We start from the raw sequence: 16,862 nt of genomic DNA, 5'->3' as shown, positions 1-16,862 counted from the left end.
TGCAAGTGGCAGGCAAGCACCGGGCGGGAGACTGGCGCCGAACCATCGACCGGTCCCATGAGGAGCATCAGCGTGTCCGCCACCAGTACGCCGTACACCCAGGAAATGATTCTGATCCACCGGGTGTTCCGGCGCGAAGCCAGTCAGTTGCAGCAGTACGTCGGGGCGGTGCGTCCGGGGGACGTCGCGCGCGCCCGGCAGTTGGCCGGGGTGCTGCGGGAGTACATCGGCGGGCTGCACCACCACCACAGCGGTGAGGACGAGCTGATCTGGCCGCTGCTGCACGAGCGGGCCCGGATCCACGACGATCTGGTCCGCCTGATGGAGGAGCAGCACGAGGCTCTGGACGGGACGCTCGGGGAGATCGAGCGGGTGCTGCCGGGGTGGGAGGCCGCGGCGGCGGAGGCGGAGCGGGATGCGCTGGTGGCGGCCCTGGCGGAGCATCAGCGGGTGCTGCACCGGCACCTCGGTGACGAGGAGACGCTGGTGATGCCGCTGGTGGAGGAGTACCTGACCCTGCCGGAGTGGGAGCGGGTCGGCAAGAACGGGCTGGAAGGGATGCCGAAGGAGAAGGTGTTCCTGGCACTCGGGGCGATCCTGGAGGACGCGTCGGCGGCGGAGCGGGCCGAGTTCATGAAGAAGGTGCCGCTGGCGGGGCGGATCGCCTGGAAGCTGATCGGGCAGCGGCAGTATCGCACCTGGCGGGCGTCGGTGCGGGGCTCATCCAGCTGAGCGCGCCGGGCCTGTGGAACTCTGGGCGCCGTGAGCGACAGCTACCTCCGCCTGATCCCCACCGACCGGGATTGGACTCCCGCGGCCGAGGCCGCGGGAGCGGTGGTGGCGCCGCGGTCGAGCTGGACAGCCTGCACTACGAGGAACCGATCGGATTCGCGCGCTTCGCCGTGTTCGCGATGAACCCGACCCGGGCGGAGCCTGAACTCGACGACTCGGAACTCGCCCGGGTGGCCGAGCTGCTGGGCCACCCGGTGAGGCAGATCCTCGCGCACCACTGAAGGGCGTGGTCACAGGCGTGCCGGATCGGAGCAGAACAGGTGCTGGACGTCCGTGACCGAGGCCAGATGCGGCAGGGTGATCTCGGGCCCCTCCCCTCGCACGGCGTGCCCGGCCAGGTCGGCGTGCCGCACGACGCCCAGGCAGAACACCACCTCGGTGACCGGGTCCGGCAGCGGGATCGTGCCGTCGCCGAAGTTGTCGCCGTACGGGTGACGTCGCGTCAACGGCAGCGGCACGTCGAACTCCTCGCTGACCGCACCGCCCGGCCGGACCACGGTCGCCCCCACGGTGGGCGTCGCCACCCAGTTCATCCGGTCGGTGTCCGGCCGCGGAAAGGCGCGCTCGGCGATCTGCACCCGCCCGGGCGGGGTCGATCCGACCACGTAGACGGCGGCCGGGTCCGGCTCGTTCGGTGGCCGGGCCGTGTAGATCGGCACCCGGTTGATCACCATCAGTGGCTCGCCGGAAGTGTTGTCCAGGGCGTACCGGACATGCACGGACGTCTCCCCGGCCTGGACGGTCGCCGAGAATCGCACCAGCGGCGCGGTGCCCGCCGGGCGGGGATCGACGGGCTCGGCCGGCTCGATCGGCTTGGTGTCGCAGCCGGCGCAGCCGAGTGCGGTCAGCAGCGCGACCACCAGCAAGCGGCGAGTCGCCGCGACGTGATCGACCCGCGTCTCTTCGTGCGCCATCGCTTCAAGCTAGCCATGGTCAGCCACCACTTCCCCTTGAGGTGGTGCTGTCCCGAGCTTCGCGGTACTCCAGGACGTCGGCCTCCAGATAGACGGGCCCCATGTGCAAGTCGGCCACGGGCCTGGGAAAACCCGCGGAATTCTTGAGTTGACTTACCCGGGCCTTCGTTTTGTCCAGAATATCGGCGACTTCCTTGGTCCCCATCAATTTCGGCGCCGGTCGCGTGCCGGCCGGATATGTGTGTACCGCATAGGGCGTCAGGGCAGGCAGGCTGGTTGCTGTCAGCAATTCTTGGAACCTGCCGAGCGCCAAGACAGTGGCACTCGCGGCATCATCTGCGTTCGTTTTGAAGTAGAGGGTGATATCACCCTTGTCGCCGAACGAGACCAAATCGTATTTTTCGCCGGCGCCCAGAAGCCTCTCTCGTACTACTTCGAACACAGGATTCTTGCTTCTCGCCGACCGCGGCCGTTCCACATCAATAACGGTCAACCACATCCGCACTCCCGCCCCGCATGCTCGATGCGGCGAGGTCGATCGACCCGAATCGAACCTCGCCGCGTCCGGGTCATTTCGCTTGAGGGTCGATCACCCTGACGTCGATGACGGCCGCTGTCAGCACCGCCACGATGGTGCAGAGCAGCGGGTCCCCGCCGGTTCGATACCAGGTGAACATGGTCATGCCCGCCACCGTCACGGCGAGAACGAAGTGGCGTAGCGGGACCCTGGACGGCCTCACCGGCCGGCCTTCTGGCTGCTCGTCGGAGACGATACGCATAGCCTCTCCTGTTTGGGTTGAGGCAGTGATCTACTTGGCGGTGGCCACTGCCCCCTTGATGCCGGACGTCCCGGCACCACCAACTGAACGCCTTTTGCGCACAAGGGAGGCGGACATCTTGTGCGATTTGAACGAAGGCCTGGTTCCTGTGCTGGGGTTTCGGCTTAATATCGTTAAGCCACCGAGGTGAGCGGAGTTCCAGGCGTCGATCAGACGCGGAGCTTGACGGGTTCGGTGACGGCGGGACCGGGCTGGTGGGTGCGCGAGCCGGTGCCCGTCATCGCCGGGTGATAGTGCAGGTGGGCGGTTCCCGGCAGGTCCTTGGCGGCATACATGGCGATGTCCGCATGGCGCAACAGGACGCTCGGCTCGTCGCCGCAATGGCCGTCCGCGATGCCGATGCTGGCCCGGATCGGCAGCTCGTGCCCGGCCGCCACCGCCGGTGTCCGCAGCGCCTCGGCGATCCGTGCCGCGGTCAGATCCGCGGCGTGCGGGGCCGAACCGTCCAGCACCGCCACGAACTCGTCCCCGCCGAGCCGGGCCACCAGCCCGTCCCCGTCCACGCACCCCTTCAGCCGCTGCGCCACCTCGACCAGCAGCAGGTCACCGACCTCGTGCCCGAGCGTGTCGTTGACCTCCTTGAAGTCGTCCAGGTCGATCAGCACGACCGCCACCGGCCGGGCGCCGGCGCCGCTGGTCGCCTCCTGGAGGCGGGTGCTGAAGTACGCCCGGTTCGGCAGCTGGGTCAGCGCGTCGTGGGTGGCGACGTGGTGGAGCTGGTCGAGCAGCCGCCCGTTGTCGCGGAACGCGGTGATCTGGCGCAGCACCACGAGCGTGGTGAGCAGCACGGCGGCGCCGACCACCACCCGGTCGTTGGTCCTGGTCACCCAGGAGACGTACAGGAGCAGGCCGTCGACCGCGACCACGGCGGCGTACGGAAGAAGGCTGTAATAGGTGTGCCGGCGACCGCGCCGGGACGCCTCGCCGGCGGGGGCGACGCGCTGCTGCTCTCCGGCCCAGGCGGCGAGGAAGAACATCGCGGGCAGGCCGAGCTGCATCGGGAACGTGCGGGCGCCGAAGCTCTCCAGGGCGGTCTGCACTGGCGGGGCGACCGTGCCCACGACCATCGCGAGGATCAGCAGCCGCAGGCCCTTGGTGTCGATGAAGGTGTAGCCGGAGAGCATCACCTTCACCACCGCGAACACCGCCACCAGCGCGACCGCGGTGAGCCCCAGCGAGCCGAGCACCGTGGCGGTGTCCTCGTGGCCGAGCATCGGCCGGGTCTGGAAGCGCCACATGAACACCCCGGCGGCCAGCATCACGGTGCCGGCGTCCAGCATGATCCGGACCAGTTCGCCGGGTGTCTGCCGGTTCATCGGCAGGCGGGCGAGGGCGTAGACGATGAGCAGCACCGCGGTGCCGTTGAAGGCGACCATGACCGGGTTGGTCTGCAGGCCGCCGCCGGCCGGGTTGTCCAGCACCTCCACCACCTGCGACGAGCTGCCCGCCGTGACCAGCACGGCGACGGCGGTGAGGTGCCGCCAGAAGCGCTGGGTGGGTGCGGGCAGGCGGGAGTCGCGGGAGGTACGCCAGTAGACCGCGGTGAGCACCACGCCGCCGGCCGGGATCGGCAGCCAGAGCAGGATCATCGGGCCGATCGGGTGGATCGCGGTGACGGCGAGCCAGACGACGAAGACGCCCAGCAGGGCGCCGGACAGGCGGAGCAGCGGCCGTCGTTGCACGCTCCGTCCTATCGGCGGGCGATCACCAGTCGTTAGCGAGGTGGGCGAACGGGGCGACCACTGTTACCCGTGAGCCGTCGGTGAAGTGCAGGGTGAGCTGGCCCTCCGGGTCGGTCGCGGTGGCCGTGGCCAGGGCGGCGCGCGGGCACTGCCAGACCGGCGCCAGCGGCGGCCCGTCCAGCATCAGCAGCAGCCGGGCCTCGGTCAGGGCGAGGGCGGCCGCCGCGGTGTGATCGGGCAGGTGCCGGTCCAGCTCCGCGGCGGTCCCGTCCAGCTGCTTGCGCGGGGTGGCGGCGCCCTTCCACGGGGTGATCCGGGAGATCAGCGGCAGGCCGGAGTCGCGGGCGATCCACACGGCGGCACGCAGCGTCTCGCCCTCGTCCAGGTGCTCGCCGACCCGCTGCCGCAGCTCGGCTCGCGCCCGGGCCACCGAGTCCCTCACGCGGCGGCCACCACGGCCTCGGCCAGCCGCCGGGCGTAGCCGTCGTCGAGGGCCTCGCGACCGAACAGCAACCGGTACCACATCGGGCCGAAGACCAGGTCGACCAGGAAATCGTCGTCGGGGTGGGTGACCTCGCCGCGCTCCCGCGCGCGGCCGATCATCGTGCGGACCACCTCGCGCCGACTCTCGATCAGGCGCTCCCACAGCCTGGTCGCGAACGTCGCGTCCTGGATCGCCGCGGCGGCCAGGCCCCGGTTCAGCTCCCCGCTGACCTGCTGTTGCGCCGCGAAGGTGGCGGACAGCAGCTGGTAGAGGTCGTCGCGCAGCGAGCCGGTGTCCGGGTGCGGCAGGTGCTGGTCGGCGAACGAGGCCAGCGCGGCCAGCATCACCTCGCCGAGGCTCGGGTAACGGCGGTAGATCGTCTGTTTGGCCACCCCGCTGTGCGCGGCGATCGCCTCGATGCTGACGCCGCGGTAACCGAGCTGCTCGGCCAGGGTCAGCGTGCTGCGAATGATCGCCTCATCCGCCGCCGGGTTGCGGGGACGGCCAGTCATGCCGACATCGTACGGGTTGACAGGGGGGCGGTGGCCGGGCGTACATTCAATACGCACCGTTGCGTATTGGATTGGATCCCGCATGGGACTGCTCGCCCTGGCTCTCGGCTACTTCGCGTTCGGCACGTCGTCGCTCGCCCCGATCGGACTCAGCCCCTCGATCAGCGCCGACCTGGGCACCACCCCGGCCCGGGTCGGCCTGCTGGTCAGCGTCTTCGCCCTGACCTTCGCGGCCGCCGCGCCCGTCGCGCCGGGCCTGCTCGGCCGCCTCGACCGGCGGCACATGCTGCTGATCGGGCTGGCCGTGATGAGCGCCGGCGGGGTGCTCAGCGCGGTCGCCACGTCGTACCCGATGCTCGCCGCGGCCCGCGTGGTGACCGCCCTCGGCGCCGCCGCGTACGCGCCGCAGGCCTCGGCGGTCGGCTCACTGATCGTTCCCCCGGAGCGGCGACCGCGGGCGCTGGCGATCGTGTTCGGCGGGATGACCGCGGCCGCCGTGCTCGGCGTCCCGCTCGCCACCTTCCTCGGCAACCTCCAGGGCTGGCGCTGGGCGCTGACGGTCATCGCCGGGCTCACCGTCGCCGCCCTGATCCTGGTCGCGATCACCCTGCCGCCGGTCGCGGCCGGTGCACCACCCACGGTCGCCGCCTACCGCGCCGTGCTGCGCACGCCGGGCGCGCCGCCGATGGTGCTGACCACGCTGTTCTTCATGGCCGCGCAATTCACGGTGTACGGCGTCGCCGCGGCCTACCTCGCCGACCGGTTCGCCGCCACGACCGGGCAGACCGCGCTCATCCTGCTGGCCTTCGGCGTGCTCGGGGTGGCCGGCAACGCGGTCGCGGCGTTCGGCGGCCCGCGCACGATCACGCTCACCCTGAGCGGGCTGGCGGTCGCGTTCCTCGGGCTGACCGTCGCTCCGGCCCGGGTCGGCGTGGCCGCGGGGCTCTTCGCCTTCTGGGCCTTCTTCAGCCAGCTCTACCAGGCGCCGCAGCAGAGCCGCCTGATCGCCCTGCTGCCGGAGCACCGCGCGATCCTGCTGGCCCTCAACGCCGCCGCGCTGTACCTGGGCATCAGCCTCGGCAGCCTGCTCGGCGGCACCCTGCTGCCCGTCGCCGGCGCACGGGCGCTGACCGCGCTGGCCCTGCTCCCGCTCGCGTGCGCCGTCGTGGCGCACGTGCTGTCCACTCTCAGTGAGGAGAACGTCATGAGCAACGACCACAGCACCCTGGTCCGGGACTACCTGGAGGTCGTCTGGAACCAGGGCCGGACCGAGCGGGCCGCCGACTACCTGGCCGAGGACCTGATCCAGCACAACCCCCACCTGCCCGACGGCCGGGCGCCGCTCGTCGACTACATCGAGGGCGCCCGCAAGCAGATGCCGGACCTGCGCTTCGACGTGCGGCGCACCATCGCGGAGGGCGACCTGGTGGTCGCGCACAGCCTGTTCACGGCCGGCGACGGTGGCGTGGCCATGGCGGTCGTCGACATCGTGCGGATCGCCGACGGCGTGATCGCCGAGCACTGGGACGCGACCGAGACCGTGCCCGCGGCGACGGCGAGCGGCCGCCCCATCCTCTGACCCTCGCGACTCTGACTTTTGGCGGATGCCGCGGGCACACCATGATCGATACGGTTCCGGATCATGGATGCCCTCAAGCCCTGGCACGTGCTCGGCCTCGTGAAGACCCGGGGACGGGGTTGAGGCGATGATCGAGGTCCGCGACCTGACCAAGACCTACGGCCGGGTGCACGCCGTCCAGGACGTCACCTTCACCGCCTCCCCCGGCCGGGTCACCGGCCTGGTCGGGCTCAACGGCTCCGGCAAGAGCACCACCCTGCGGATCCTGCTCGGCCTCAGCCGCGCCACCCGCGGCGCCGCGCTGATCAACGGCAAGCGTTACCGCGACCTGCGGCACCCGCTGCGGCAGGTGGGCGCGGTGCTCGAACAGGGCCTGGCCCATCCCGGGCAGACCGGGTACTCCCACCTGGTCACCCAGGCGCTGCTCAGCGGCACCTCCCGTGATCGGGTGAAGGAGCTGCTGGACTTCGTCGGGCTGGACGCGGCGGCGAGCAAGCGTACCGGCGACTACTCGCTGGGCATGCGGCAGCGGCTGTCGGTCGCGACGGCGCTGCTCGGCGAGCCGGACGTCCTGGTCCTCGACGAGGCCGCCAACGGCCTGGACCCGGCCGGCATGGCCTGGCTGCGCGGCGTGCTGCGCCGGCACGCCGCGGACGGCGGCACCGTGCTGATCTCCAGCCACCTGCTCAACGACCTGGAGCAGGTGGCCGACGACGTGGTGATCATCGGGCAGGGCCGGGTCCTGCACACCGGCCGGCTGGACGCGCTGATCGGCGGCACCCGCCTGCGGGTGCGCTGCGGCGACCCGGCGCGGCTGTGGGCGGCGTTCGAGCACTACGGCGCGACCGTCGCCGCGGACGGGCAGGTGCTGCTCGTCTCCGGGCTCACCGCCGAGAACGTCGGCGACCTCGCGCTGCACCTGCAGGTGCCGCTCTACGAGCTGGTCACCGAGACGACCCACCTCGAAGACGTCTTCCTGAGCCTGGCGGAGGCACCGTGATCGCCGTACTGCGCAGCGAGCTGTACCGCAGCCTGACCGTGCCGGCGTCGCTGATCGCGCTGCTCGGCTTCGGCGCCCTGGCGGTCCTCACCGGCTGGTTCGACAAGAACTTCTGGACCCTGCTGGCCGGTCTGGGCACGTTCAGCACCGCCGTGATGGTCACCGCCCAGCACTATCAGCACCGGACCGCCCTGCTCCTCTTCCTCGGCCGCCCGCAGCGCCTGAGCGTGCTGGCCGTCCAGTGCCTGGTAGCGGTCGCTCTGGGCGTCGTCCTGGTCGCCGTCAGCGGCATCCCGGTCCTGCTCAACGGCGACAGCCACCAGTACGCCACCACCCTGCAGACGACCCCCGTGATCGCGGTGTTCGGGGTGGCGAACGCGACCATCATCCGCCGCCCGCTCTGGCTGCTGACCGGATACCTCGGCTGGCTGGTGTTCGTCGAGGGCCTGATCGGCAGGCTGGAGTCACCGCTGCCGTTCACCAGCTTCCTGCTGGCCTCCGCCGGTGACGCCAAGGCCCTGGTCGCCCTGCTGACCTGGACCGCCGTGGCCCTGCCGGTGGCGGCCTGGTCGATCCGCCGTGACCTCAGCGGCGACTGACGCCCGAGGTATGCCACCGCGGTCTATTGACTGATCTCGATGCTGACGTGAGGATCTCTCACATGCGTCGTCTCGCCCGGATCGGGACCGTGTCCGCCCTCGCGGCGGTCTTCGTCGCGGCCTCCGCCACCCCAGCCCTCGCCGACCCGCCGCACAACCTCCCGCAGAACGCCGGCGGCTACGAGCAGTCCTTCTCCCCCGCCTACGACTACGACACCGACGGCTGTTACGCCACCCCCGCCATCGGCCCGGACGGCACGCTCAACGGCGGCCTCAAGACCACCGGCGCCGTCAACGGCAGCTGCCGCGACCGGTCCGACCTCGACAACTCGCAGACCTACGCCCGCTCGAAGTGCAACAACGGCTGGTGCGCGATCGTGTACGCCAGCTACTTCGAGAAGGACCAGGCCGTCGCCGGCAGCGGCCTCGGCGGCCACCGGCACGACTGGGAGCACGTCATCTCCTGGGTCAACCAGTCGTCGAACCAGGTCGAATACGTCACCACCACCCAGCACAGCTCGCGGGTGACCTACACCCGCGCGCAGGTGCGTTTCGACGGCAGCCATCCCAAGGTCGTCTATCACAAGGACGGCGCGTCCACGCACTTCTTCCGCCTCGCCAACGGCAACGACGAGCCGCCGGAGAACCATTACCACACCTGGCGTTACCCGCCCCTGGTCGACTGGAACGGCTGGCCCACCCTCGCCCTGCGCGACAAACTGATGGCCGCCGACTTCGGCGCGGCCACCATCAAGATCAAGGACGGCTCGTTCGAGTCCCTGCTCGGTGCCGCCGAACCCGCCGGAATCCCCTTCGATCCGTACGCCTGACGCCTACACTCGGCAGGTCGGCCGGACGGCCCGAGGAGGCGACGATGCGCCAGGCCGTGTGGCTGGTCCTGGGCCTGATCCTGCTGGCGGTCGGCGCTCAGGGCGCGATCCGCCTGCTCATCAACAAAGACCCCGGCGTCATGCGCTTCCTCCCGGGCGGCTACCTCATCCAGGTGGCCGCCTACGTCGCGGTGGCCCTCATCGGCCTGCGCCTGGCCCGCCTCAACCGAGTCCAGCCCGACCCGAAAAACGACCGCCCACGCTGAAAATTCCACCCTTTTCGTACGCCCATCGCACGGCCCCGTTTCACGCCGGTAAATTCGTCGCCGTCACGACGATTCCGGTGTCGGCTTCTCAACAGCGATGATCGGCGTTCCGAGGGCTATGGTCATTCCTGATCGGAAGGCAATTGCTGCCCCATTCGGGAGTTGGCCATGTCGATACACTTCCTATTGTTGACGGCTGCGCCACCCCTCGCCGGGGTCGCACTGGGATACCTTTCCGGCGGTCGTCTCTCGGGTTTCCGAGACCTGCGGATCAGGGCGCTCTGGCTGGTCTGGCTGGCCGCCGGCATCCAGTTCGCTCAGCACTACACCGCCGGCGCACTCCGGGTGCCCCTGCTCGCCGCCGTCTTCGCCGTCGTGCTGACCTGGCTGGCCGTCAACCTGCGGCACTGGCCGGCGGCGATCCGCCTGACCGGCATCCTGATCGTCCTGGGCGCGTCACTCAACGGCCTTGCCATCGCCGCCAACGGCCGCATGCCCTACGACGCGACCGCGGCCGCCGGCGCCGGAATCCACGCCGGCGCCGAGACGACCAAGAACGTCGCGGCCGACGGGGAGACCCGCCTGGCCCGGCTCGGCGACACCATGCCGCTGAAACCGCTGCACACCCTCATCAGCCCCGGCGACATCCTGATCGCCGGAGGCGCCTGCGCGCTGGTCCTGCTCACGATGCGCCGGCACCGACGCAAGGAGGAAAACCATGACCCGATCCCTGAACCTGCGACGCCTGACCCTGGCCATCTTCACCCTGGCCACCCTCGCGACCCTGCTCTACACGATCGGCGCTCCGGTAACCGAGGGCAGCTGACCGCCACTCACCCCTGAGGAGATTTCATGAGCCTGACCGCCTCCACACGCCGCGTCATCCTGGCCCTGTTCACCCTCGCCACCCTCGCGATGCTGCTCTACACCGTGGGCGCACCGGCGACCGAGGGCAGCTGAACCTCCGAGGAGCCACCCATGATCCTGACCGTCTCCGCACGCCGCGTCATCCTGGCCCTGTTCACGGTCGCCACTTTGGCCCTGCTGCTCTACACCATCGGCGCCCCGTTCGAGCAGAGCGGCTGAACCCATGAACCTGACCGTTTCCGGGCGTCGCCTCGCCCTCGCCCTGTTCACCCTCGCCACCCTGGCCCTGCTGCTCTACACGATCGGCGCTCCCATCGAACAGGGCGGCTGACCGGTGATCCTGACCGTCTACGGGCGACGCGTCACCCTCGCCCTCGTCACCCTCGCGCTCCTGCTCTACACCGTCGGCGCCCCTTACGAGCACGGCGGCTGACCGCACCATCTCGGGACCGGCCAGGTAGGCCGGTCCCGGCGTGGTACCGAAGTCAGCGGCAGGACCGGGGGTCCGCGTCGTCATCCTCCCGGGGCAAGCCGGTATCCGTCCGCGGTCAAGGAGTCCCGGTGCTGCTCGACCCAGGCGCGCCCCGCGGCAGGATCGTCTCCCCAATGCGGAATCGTGTCGGCGACCACGCTCCCGTCGCGCTCGTGGATCACCCGGATCTCCGACCCGTCGCCGTCGATCGAGGCCATGACCGTAACGGTCTCGGGCCCTTGAGAAGTCTCGCGTTGGTAAACCTCTGTCGTGATGGGCATGGGACTCATGATGGCATCGGCCCGGGCCGCGGCGCGGCCCGTCGATCCGATGCGGACGCTGACCCGCCATTCCCGAGCGGAGATCGCGGCTTCCGCGTACGGCATTGATCAACTAACATCCGGCGATGTTCTACGCGCGCTATGTCGTCCGGCGGCTGTTCGGCGGCCCGCTTCCCCCGGAGCCGGAGTTCGACGACGACCTCGCCATCCCGCTGCCCGTCCTGCGCGAGGCACGTGACGTCGCCCAGGCCGGCGACTGGCAGGCCGCCGGCAACCTGGTCAAGCGGGCCGGCGAGGACTGGGACCTGCAAGCCGGGCTGCTCGCCGAGTTCGCCGGCGCCGCCGCGGACGACGACGGCTGGCTCTACGCCTGGCTGCGGGCCGAACCGGCGAACCCGGCGGCCGTGCTCCTCCAGGCCAAGACGCTCGGCTACCGGGCCGGCGCGGCCCGCGGCTCCCGGCCCGCCTTGCGGACCTCCGCCGAGCAGTTCGCCAAGTTCCGCGAGCTGTCCGACGCCGCCGCGCAGGTCGGCAGGCGAGCGATGGAGCTGGCTTCGCCGAACGACCCGCAGCCCTGGACGCACCAGCTCGGCACCATGTTCGCCGACAGCCAGGCGGTGAACGCGTCGTTCGACGCGGTCTACGCCGAGGGGCAGCGCCGCGACCCGCACAACTTCGACCTGCACTCGACCGCGATCACGCTGCGGTGCGCGAAGTGGTTCGGCTCCCACGAGCAGATGTTCGCCATGGCCCGCGCCGCGGCCGAGGCCGCCCCGGCCGGGCACAAGACGGTGTTGCTGCCGCTGCACGCCCATTTCGAGTACGCCATGCGCGAGTTCGCCTGGGCCAAGCACACCGACAAGAAGGCACAGCGTGCCTGCCGCCGCTACTTCCGGCGACCCGAGGTACGCGCGGACATCGACCACTGGATCGCCAAGTTCCGGGCCGGCACCCCCACCTCCGGCCGGCTCAACACCTGCCGCCAGTGGATGGCCCTGTACTACAGCATGTCCGGCCGGAAGAAACCCGCGAAGATCGTCTTCGACGAGCTCGGCCAGTACGTCTCACCGGTCCTGGAGTGGGTCTGGTTCTGGGGCGACCGCGAATACGGTTACCACCGCAACTGGTGGTGGGCCAACGGCGTGCATTGAGCGGGAACGCTGTCCGACTATCGCGAATCGACGTAGAGCAGTTTGACGGTACTGGTCCCGACGAGCCGGGTGACACTCACGGTGAGGTGGGAGTCGCTGCACCCGTCAGGGAAGAGGATGACATCGTCGTAGCTGCTCTTGCCCTCGGTCTCGGCGGTATAGACGGTGTGGATCGGTGAGCCGGGCTTCCAGCGGACGATGCTGTCCGGTTCACCATCTTTCGTGACGCGCCAATAAGCGTACGAACCGCACACCTGCAGTGTCTGCGGTGAGATCATGCCCAAATCGATCTTCTGGGTGCCGTCCGAGGCCGTCAGCGGAATCTCGGGTTTGATGACGTCCAGGTCCTGCTCGCTCCAGATCTGCCATCCGTCGAGTACCGCGTTGTCGAACGACCCGCACTCACTGGTCCCGGACATCGGTCGCACGGTGTCGCCATCCAGCCAGCCACTGAACCGGCATTGCTTGTCGCCCTTGAGCTTGATGCCGGTCCAGGTCACTCCCGTGCTGGCCGAGCCCAGCCAGAAGATCCCCGCAGGCTTCGGTACACAGGTCACGGTGCGTCCCCGCATCGCGACGAGATCGATCTGCCCGACGCAGTCGGCGAAACCACCCTTGCTCTGAGCGCCGTACAGGAACCGGCCGCTGGCATCGACATAGCCCTGGGACACATACAGCGACGGCGTGGGCGCCCCGAGGATCGCCTCGATCCGGGTACGTCGACCGGTACTCAGGTTGTAGACGGTCACCTCGGGCGGCTTTGCGGGACTGTCGGGCGTCATGGTGTTCGGCGACAGGACATCGTCATCCACCATGACCAACCGGTCACGGTAAAGGCCGGAATACGTCAATTCATACCCGTGATGGGGAACCGGGTGAACGAAAAGCACCTTCCCCGTGGCCCGCACGATGACCTTCACGCTGCGCCTGGCCGGATCCCCGGGCATGACCTGGTAACGGTCATTCGCGATGAGCATGTTGCCCACCCCCCAGGTCGGCGCTGTACCCAGACTGGTGATGCCGACCGGAGCCGGGGACGGGCTCGCCGATGGCGGCACCGGTGTCGCCGCGGACAGGGCCGTCGTCGGCCCCGGCCGCGGTGACTCGTCGCCGTGTCTGTCACATCCGGCTGCACCGGCGATGACAACGAGCATGCTGACGCCGTACGCGACGACAGATCTGACCGACACGAAAACACTCCGGTTAGCAATAGGACAAGGTGAACGGGGCGACACTTACCGCAAAGCTCAGTAAGCGATGTTTTTCTGTGACCCATTGGCTAGGTTCGCCTTGCGAACATTGCTCACGGTGTCCTCAGCGTACACCCTGGGGTACACGTTTCCGTTAGCCGGACCGCCGGCGGGCTCATAGATCAGGATTTTGCTGCCGCCGTTATCGAAGTTGTAGCCCCGACCCACGTCGAAATGCCCGCTGGTCCTCCTCGAATAATAGGAAGTGGTGTCGCTTCCGAGCCGCGGGTGCAGTTGCACAGGAGCGTTGGCCACGCCAAGTTGCGCGAGGAACAGATTCTTCCACTGCTGGGTGGACCAACTCTCGATGGAATGCACGCCATACGTCCCGGCGTGGGCACTGTCATCCCATGTGGTATAACTATTGATCTTGTCTTTCAGGGTGCCGATGTAGGTGCCGTCCGCGTGTGTCGTGCCCAAGATGCCGGCCCACTGGTCCTGCGTCTGTCACATGACTTTGGGTGTTTGCCGCTTCCGTCTGGAGAACCAGCGACTCCACCTTTTCCGCACGCTGTTTCCAGTCCGCCAGGTCGGGGAAGTCCTGCGCGAGCGAGCCGGGCAGTTCACGGCCGTTGATGACAGCGTCCATGTACACGGCTTTGCCCGCGCTCACCTGCGCTTCTTCGAGTTCCGCGACCTCTTCGGCTTTCCGCTCCTCCGCCGGCAGCGCCGCCCACTGCTCCAGATGTGTGACTAGAGACCGGTCCCCGGAAGACTCCGAATCTGGTTCGTTCGCCCCAGAGTCGGCGCTGCTCGACCGTGATCCCTTACTCCGGCCAGCCGGGAGCGAAGAATCTGCCGAGGCCTCTGCCTTGACGGTCTGCAATGTTGACGACGCGGCGCCCTGATCGGTCCAGCCGAGATGCAGGCAGTAGGTCAGGCCGCGGATTGGTGCGCAGCGCACCGCCAAGTCGACCAATTCGGCGTCGGTGGCCGATTTCAACTGCGTGTCCTGCGGCGCCGTCGCGAGCAGACGCTCGACAGCCAGCTTCGTCACCGCGGCACGCTGCGCCGCCGGTGTTGCCATCGCCGCCGATGCGCCAGCAGGAAGCGATGTGGAACCTATCAATGCCGATACGACGGCAGTCGCCGATAAAGCAGCCCTGCGCTGCCTGCCCCGGATAGCGCCGGGCCCCCCGTTGCCTGGTTTTCATCGATCCCCTTTTCCTTCTACGGACGCAGCATCGGACCGGGAATCTTTGCCAAATTTTTGAGCATCAATCCCGGCCAGTGCGACTATTCCATGGCATCGATATGCCGCGTTGTCCTGTTTTGTATGGTGAAGATCACATCACTTTGCGATGCATATCGGGTTCGGAGCTTTGCACATACTTAACTGATCCGACAGTTTCCAGTGAGCCCGTCCGCGCAAGGGCGCGACCACTGACGGCTGCCACCTGGTGCGGTGCGGGTCAATGTGGAGGGTGCTCAGGGCAATGACGACGATCTTGCCGATCCGCGATGGATCCGGGCTGACGTTGCGTAGTGCTTTGAAAGTCATATTGAGCAGGGAGGATCCCCGTTGCGCGGAATGTCGCAATGTCCACGCTCGCTCGTCCGTTACTTCATGGACAACGAAATCCTCGCCGAGGCCAAATAGCAAAGTTAAAAAACATTCCGGTACGACTCGGAGTCCCGTGACCGTCGGCTCGCAAGACCGTGACCACCTCGGACCGCGACGCGTGTCGTGCGGATCCGCCGATGGTCACGGCCGGCCCGTGAGCAACAGCGGATCCGCACGACACGCGTCGCGGTCGGGCGCGGGCCGGGCCTCGCGAGCCGACCGCCACGGGACTCCGAGTCGTACCGGAAATGGTATTTTTTGAATTTGTGGAGTACGTCTCCCGAGCGCCGCGACCGCCGCTGGACGGGCTGATCGACGACCTCTACTACCTGGCCGGCACGTCGCCCTATGCCCGGCTGAGGCTGCCGCCGATGCCGGCGGCGCTGCTCGTCGTCAACCTCGGGGCGCCGTTCCGGATCCGGGCCGGCGCCGAGGCCGAGACGGCCGCGTATGACGACGGGTGCCTGATCACGATGCCCACCCGCGCGTTCGAGTTCGGCTACCCGCCCCGGACCCGGTCGGTCGGCGTGCATTTCAAGCCGTGGGGGCCGGCGCCGTTCCTGGCGATGCCCGCGGCCGAGCTGTGCGACCGGCCGGTGACGCTGGAGCAGGTCTGGGGGCGGCCCGCCGTCGCCGCGCTGCGCGACCGGCTGGCCTCGGCGGACGGACCGCACCAGATGCTGACGCTGCTCGAGGAGGAGCTGATGCGCCGGCTGGGCGAGACCGCCGGCCTGGGGCTGGTCCGCCACACGGGCAGCGTGCTCGCGGCGACGAGCGGGGCGGTGGCGATCGGCGACCTGACCGTGGCGGCCGGGGTCAGCAGCACCCATCTGGCACAGCGGTTCAAGCAGCTGATCGGCGTCACGCCGAAACGGCTGGCCCGCATCCACCGCTTCACCGCCACCGTGTTCGCCATCGATCCCGCCGGACCGATCGACTGGGGTGAGCTGGCCGGTGACGCGGGCTATTTCGACCAGGCTCACTTCGGTCACGAGTTCCGGGCGTTCACCGGGTACACGCCGACCCAGTACGTCGAGGTCCGGCGGCGCTTCCTGCGCGAGCATCCCGGTCACGTGCTGGACGGCTGGTCGCTGCCGGCCGATTGATTTCTTACAAGAGCCGCCGCTCGCGAAACGTTAGTTTGAGGGCATCCCGGAGGAGTGGAGGAGAGCCCGTGGGCAAGGTGGTCATGTACGCCTCGGTGTCGGTGGACGGTTTCGTCGCGGACGAGAACGATCTGCCCGGCCCGCTGTTCGACTGGTTGACCGGCGGTGACGTCGCGTTGGACGAGAGCGGCGCGCTGACGGTGTCGCAGACGTCGTACGACTGCATCCGGCCGTACTGGGACCAGATCGGAGTCACGATCGCCGGCCGCCACGTCTTCGACCTGACGGATGGCTGGGACGGTAAGCCGCCGGGCGGGATCGACCACGTGGTCGTCGTGACCCACCGCGGCAGGCCGGAGGGCTGGCACCCCGAGGCGCCGTTCCACTTCGTCGACGGCGTGGAGGCGGCCGTGGCCAGGGCGCAGGAACTAGCCGGCGACCGCGTCGTCGAGGTCGCCGCCGGCGACGTCGGTGGCCAGGTGCTGGCCGCCGGCCTGGTCGACGAGGTACGCATGGACGTCGTCCCGGTCGTGTTCGGCTCCGGCAAGCGCTTCTTCGGGTCGGTCGACGCACAGCACCTGCTGGCGGATCCGGACGTGGTGGTCCAGGGCAACCGCGTGCTGCACCTGCGCTACCCGGTGCGCCGCCCGTCCGGCGGCTAAGATTCGCCTTGA

The 16,862-nt window shown here is 69.0% G+C and carries 21 protein-coding genes; 11 read left to right on the top strand and 10 right to left on the bottom strand.

Going from position 1 to position 16,862, the window contains the following annotated elements:
- The first annotated feature begins 72 nt into the window (after positions 1 to 72).
- Together Aiant_RS41990 and Aiant_RS41985 are read left to right on the top strand one after the other, a co-directional pair.
- The gene (locus Aiant_RS41990; RefSeq protein WP_212846796.1) at positions 73 to 732 is read left to right on the top strand and encodes a hemerythrin domain-containing protein; all 660 of its coding nucleotides are present in this window, start codon (positions 73 to 75) and stop codon (positions 730 to 732) included.
- A 71-nt stretch (positions 733 to 803) separates the two neighbouring features.
- Positions 804 to 1,013: a hypothetical protein gene (locus Aiant_RS41985; protein ID WP_189330204.1), complete on the top strand. Its 210-nt coding sequence runs from the start codon at positions 804 to 806 to the stop codon at positions 1,011 to 1,013.
- 9 nt (positions 1,014 to 1,022) lie between these two features.
- Here the strand turns inward: Aiant_RS41985 and Aiant_RS41980 are convergent, their stop codons facing one another.
- The 6 genes from Aiant_RS41980 to Aiant_RS41955 all read right to left on the bottom strand — a co-directional run bounded on the left by Aiant_RS41980 (position 1,023) and on the right by Aiant_RS41955 (position 5,223).
- Complete coding sequence (locus Aiant_RS41980) at positions 1,023 to 1,706, bottom strand: hypothetical protein (protein WP_189330203.1); 684 nt, start codon at positions 1,704 to 1,706, stop codon at positions 1,023 to 1,025.
- Between the two features lie 19 nt (positions 1,707 to 1,725).
- A complete protein-coding gene (locus Aiant_RS41975) occupies positions 1,726 to 2,205 on the bottom strand; it encodes a hypothetical protein (RefSeq protein WP_189330202.1) in 480 nt (159 codons plus the stop codon).
- Positions 2,206 to 2,275: 70 nt separating this feature from the next.
- Positions 2,276 to 2,485, bottom strand: coding sequence for a hypothetical protein (locus Aiant_RS41970; RefSeq protein WP_189330201.1), 210 nt, complete (start codon positions 2,483 to 2,485; stop codon positions 2,276 to 2,278).
- A 209-nt stretch (positions 2,486 to 2,694) separates the two neighbouring features.
- Positions 2,695 to 4,227, bottom strand: coding sequence for a GGDEF domain-containing protein (locus Aiant_RS41965; protein ID WP_189330200.1), 1,533 nt, complete (start codon positions 4,225 to 4,227; stop codon positions 2,695 to 2,697).
- Between the two features lie 22 nt (positions 4,228 to 4,249).
- Complete coding sequence (locus tag Aiant_RS41960) at positions 4,250 to 4,669, bottom strand: hypothetical protein (protein ID WP_189330199.1); 420 nt, start codon at positions 4,667 to 4,669, stop codon at positions 4,250 to 4,252.
- The gene (locus Aiant_RS41955) at positions 4,666 to 5,223 is read right to left on the bottom strand and encodes a TetR/AcrR family transcriptional regulator (RefSeq protein ID WP_189330198.1); all 558 of its coding nucleotides are present in this window, start codon (positions 5,221 to 5,223) and stop codon (positions 4,666 to 4,668) included. The genes Aiant_RS41960 and Aiant_RS41955 overlap by 4 nt, the downstream gene beginning before the upstream one ends.
- 82 nt (positions 5,224 to 5,305) lie before the next feature.
- Between Aiant_RS41955 and Aiant_RS41950 the strand changes: the two genes are divergently transcribed.
- The 6 genes from Aiant_RS41950 to Aiant_RS41925 all read left to right on the top strand — a co-directional run bounded on the left by Aiant_RS41950 (position 5,306) and on the right by Aiant_RS41925 (position 10,340).
- Positions 5,306 to 6,802: an MFS transporter gene (locus tag Aiant_RS41950; protein WP_189330197.1), complete on the top strand. Its 1,497-nt coding sequence runs from the start codon at positions 5,306 to 5,308 to the stop codon at positions 6,800 to 6,802.
- A 127-nt stretch (positions 6,803 to 6,929) separates the two neighbouring features.
- Positions 6,930 to 7,802: an ABC transporter ATP-binding protein gene (locus tag Aiant_RS41945; protein ID WP_189330196.1), complete on the top strand. Its 873-nt coding sequence runs from the start codon at positions 6,930 to 6,932 to the stop codon at positions 7,800 to 7,802.
- Positions 7,799 to 8,401, top strand: a complete 603-nt coding sequence (locus Aiant_RS41940) for a hypothetical protein (protein WP_189330195.1) — start codon at positions 7,799 to 7,801, stop codon at positions 8,399 to 8,401. Before Aiant_RS41945 ends, Aiant_RS41940 begins: the two co-directional genes overlap by 4 nt.
- A gap of 62 nt (positions 8,402 to 8,463) precedes the next feature.
- The gene (locus tag Aiant_RS41935; protein ID WP_189330194.1) at positions 8,464 to 9,231 is read left to right on the top strand and encodes an NPP1 family protein; all 768 of its coding nucleotides are present in this window, start codon (positions 8,464 to 8,466) and stop codon (positions 9,229 to 9,231) included.
- 44 nt (positions 9,232 to 9,275) lie between these two features.
- Positions 9,276 to 9,497, top strand: a complete 222-nt coding sequence (locus Aiant_RS41930) for a hypothetical protein (RefSeq protein WP_189330193.1) — start codon at positions 9,276 to 9,278, stop codon at positions 9,495 to 9,497.
- A 168-nt stretch (positions 9,498 to 9,665) separates the two neighbouring features.
- A complete protein-coding gene (locus tag Aiant_RS41925; RefSeq protein ID WP_229830022.1) occupies positions 9,666 to 10,340 on the top strand; it encodes a DUF5317 family protein in 675 nt (224 codons plus the stop codon).
- A gap of 537 nt (positions 10,341 to 10,877) precedes the next feature.
- Here the strand turns inward: Aiant_RS41925 and Aiant_RS41920 are convergent.
- Positions 10,878 to 11,222 (bottom strand): hypothetical protein, encoded by a 345-nt coding sequence (locus Aiant_RS41920; RefSeq protein WP_189330191.1) that lies wholly within the window; start codon positions 11,220 to 11,222, stop codon positions 10,878 to 10,880.
- 20 nt (positions 11,223 to 11,242) lie between these two features.
- Between Aiant_RS41920 and Aiant_RS41915 the strand changes: the two genes are divergently transcribed.
- On the top strand, positions 11,243 to 12,268 hold the full coding sequence (locus tag Aiant_RS41915) for a hypothetical protein (RefSeq protein ID WP_189330190.1): 1,026 nt from the start codon (positions 11,243 to 11,245) through the stop codon (positions 12,266 to 12,268).
- 17 nt (positions 12,269 to 12,285) lie between these two features.
- Here Aiant_RS41915 and Aiant_RS41910 read toward each other — a convergent pair whose 3' ends face one another.
- The 3 genes from Aiant_RS41910 to Aiant_RS41900 form a co-directional block, all read right to left on the bottom strand.
- A complete protein-coding gene (locus Aiant_RS41910) occupies positions 12,286 to 13,422 on the bottom strand; it encodes a hypothetical protein (protein ID WP_189330189.1) in 1,137 nt (378 codons plus the stop codon).
- A gap of 93 nt (positions 13,423 to 13,515) precedes the next feature.
- Complete coding sequence (locus Aiant_RS41905) at positions 13,516 to 13,836, bottom strand: hypothetical protein (RefSeq protein WP_189330188.1); 321 nt, start codon at positions 13,834 to 13,836, stop codon at positions 13,516 to 13,518.
- 43 nt (positions 13,837 to 13,879) lie between these two features.
- Positions 13,880 to 14,515: a hypothetical protein gene (locus tag Aiant_RS41900; protein WP_189330187.1), complete on the bottom strand. Its 636-nt coding sequence runs from the start codon at positions 14,513 to 14,515 to the stop codon at positions 13,880 to 13,882.
- An 833-nt stretch (positions 14,516 to 15,348) separates the two neighbouring features.
- On the opposite strand from Aiant_RS41900, the gene Aiant_RS41895 reads away from it, so the two are divergent.
- Together Aiant_RS41895 and Aiant_RS41890 are read left to right on the top strand one after the other, a co-directional pair.
- Complete coding sequence (locus tag Aiant_RS41895) at positions 15,349 to 16,188, top strand: helix-turn-helix domain-containing protein (protein WP_229829983.1); 840 nt, start codon at positions 15,349 to 15,351, stop codon at positions 16,186 to 16,188.
- Positions 16,189 to 16,256: 68 nt separating this feature from the next.
- Positions 16,257 to 16,850, top strand: a complete 594-nt coding sequence (locus Aiant_RS41890; RefSeq protein WP_189330185.1) for a dihydrofolate reductase family protein — start codon at positions 16,257 to 16,259, stop codon at positions 16,848 to 16,850.
- Positions 16,851 to 16,862 lie beyond the last annotated feature (12 nt).

It is taken from the genome of Actinoplanes ianthinogenes, assembly GCF_018324205.1.
Lineage (GTDB): Bacteria > Actinomycetota > Actinomycetes > Mycobacteriales > Micromonosporaceae > Actinoplanes > Actinoplanes ianthinogenes.
The sequence above is the reverse complement of the archived record's forward strand: the minus strand, read 5'-3'. Positions and strand labels throughout refer to the sequence as shown.

Bases quoted from the DNA above. Each gene is read 5' to 3' on its own strand.
- Aiant_RS41980 (WP_189330203.1), bottom strand. From the start codon at position 1,706: ATGGCGCACGAAGAGACGCGGGTCGATCACGTCGCGGCGACTCGCCGC.
- Aiant_RS41910 (WP_189330189.1), bottom strand. From the start codon at position 13,422: ATGCTCGTTGTCATCGCCGGTGCAGCCGGATGTGACAGACACGGCGAC.
- Aiant_RS41955 (WP_189330198.1), bottom strand. From the start codon at position 5,223: ATGACTGGCCGTCCCCGCAACCCGGCGGCGGATGAGGCGATCATTCGC.
- Aiant_RS41970 (WP_189330201.1), bottom strand. From the start codon at position 2,485: ATGCGTATCGTCTCCGACGAGCAGCCAGAAGGCCGGCCGGTGAGGCCG.
- Aiant_RS41975 (WP_189330202.1), bottom strand. From the start codon at position 2,205: ATGTGGTTGACCGTTATTGATGTGGAACGGCCGCGGTCGGCGAGAAGC.
- Aiant_RS41915 (WP_189330190.1), top strand. From the start codon at position 11,243: ATGTTCTACGCGCGCTATGTCGTCCGGCGGCTGTTCGGCGGCCCGCTT.
- Aiant_RS41920 (WP_189330191.1), bottom strand. From the start codon at position 11,222: ATGCCGTACGCGGAAGCCGCGATCTCCGCTCGGGAATGGCGGGTCAGC.
- Aiant_RS41945 (WP_189330196.1), top strand. From the start codon at position 6,930: ATGATCGAGGTCCGCGACCTGACCAAGACCTACGGCCGGGTGCACGCC.
- Aiant_RS41925 (WP_229830022.1), top strand. From the start codon at position 9,666: ATGTCGATACACTTCCTATTGTTGACGGCTGCGCCACCCCTCGCCGGG.
- Aiant_RS41935 (WP_189330194.1), top strand. From the start codon at position 8,464: ATGCGTCGTCTCGCCCGGATCGGGACCGTGTCCGCCCTCGCGGCGGTC.
- Aiant_RS41930 (WP_189330193.1), top strand. From the start codon at position 9,276: ATGCGCCAGGCCGTGTGGCTGGTCCTGGGCCTGATCCTGCTGGCGGTC.
- Aiant_RS41950 (WP_189330197.1), top strand. From the start codon at position 5,306: ATGGGACTGCTCGCCCTGGCTCTCGGCTACTTCGCGTTCGGCACGTCG.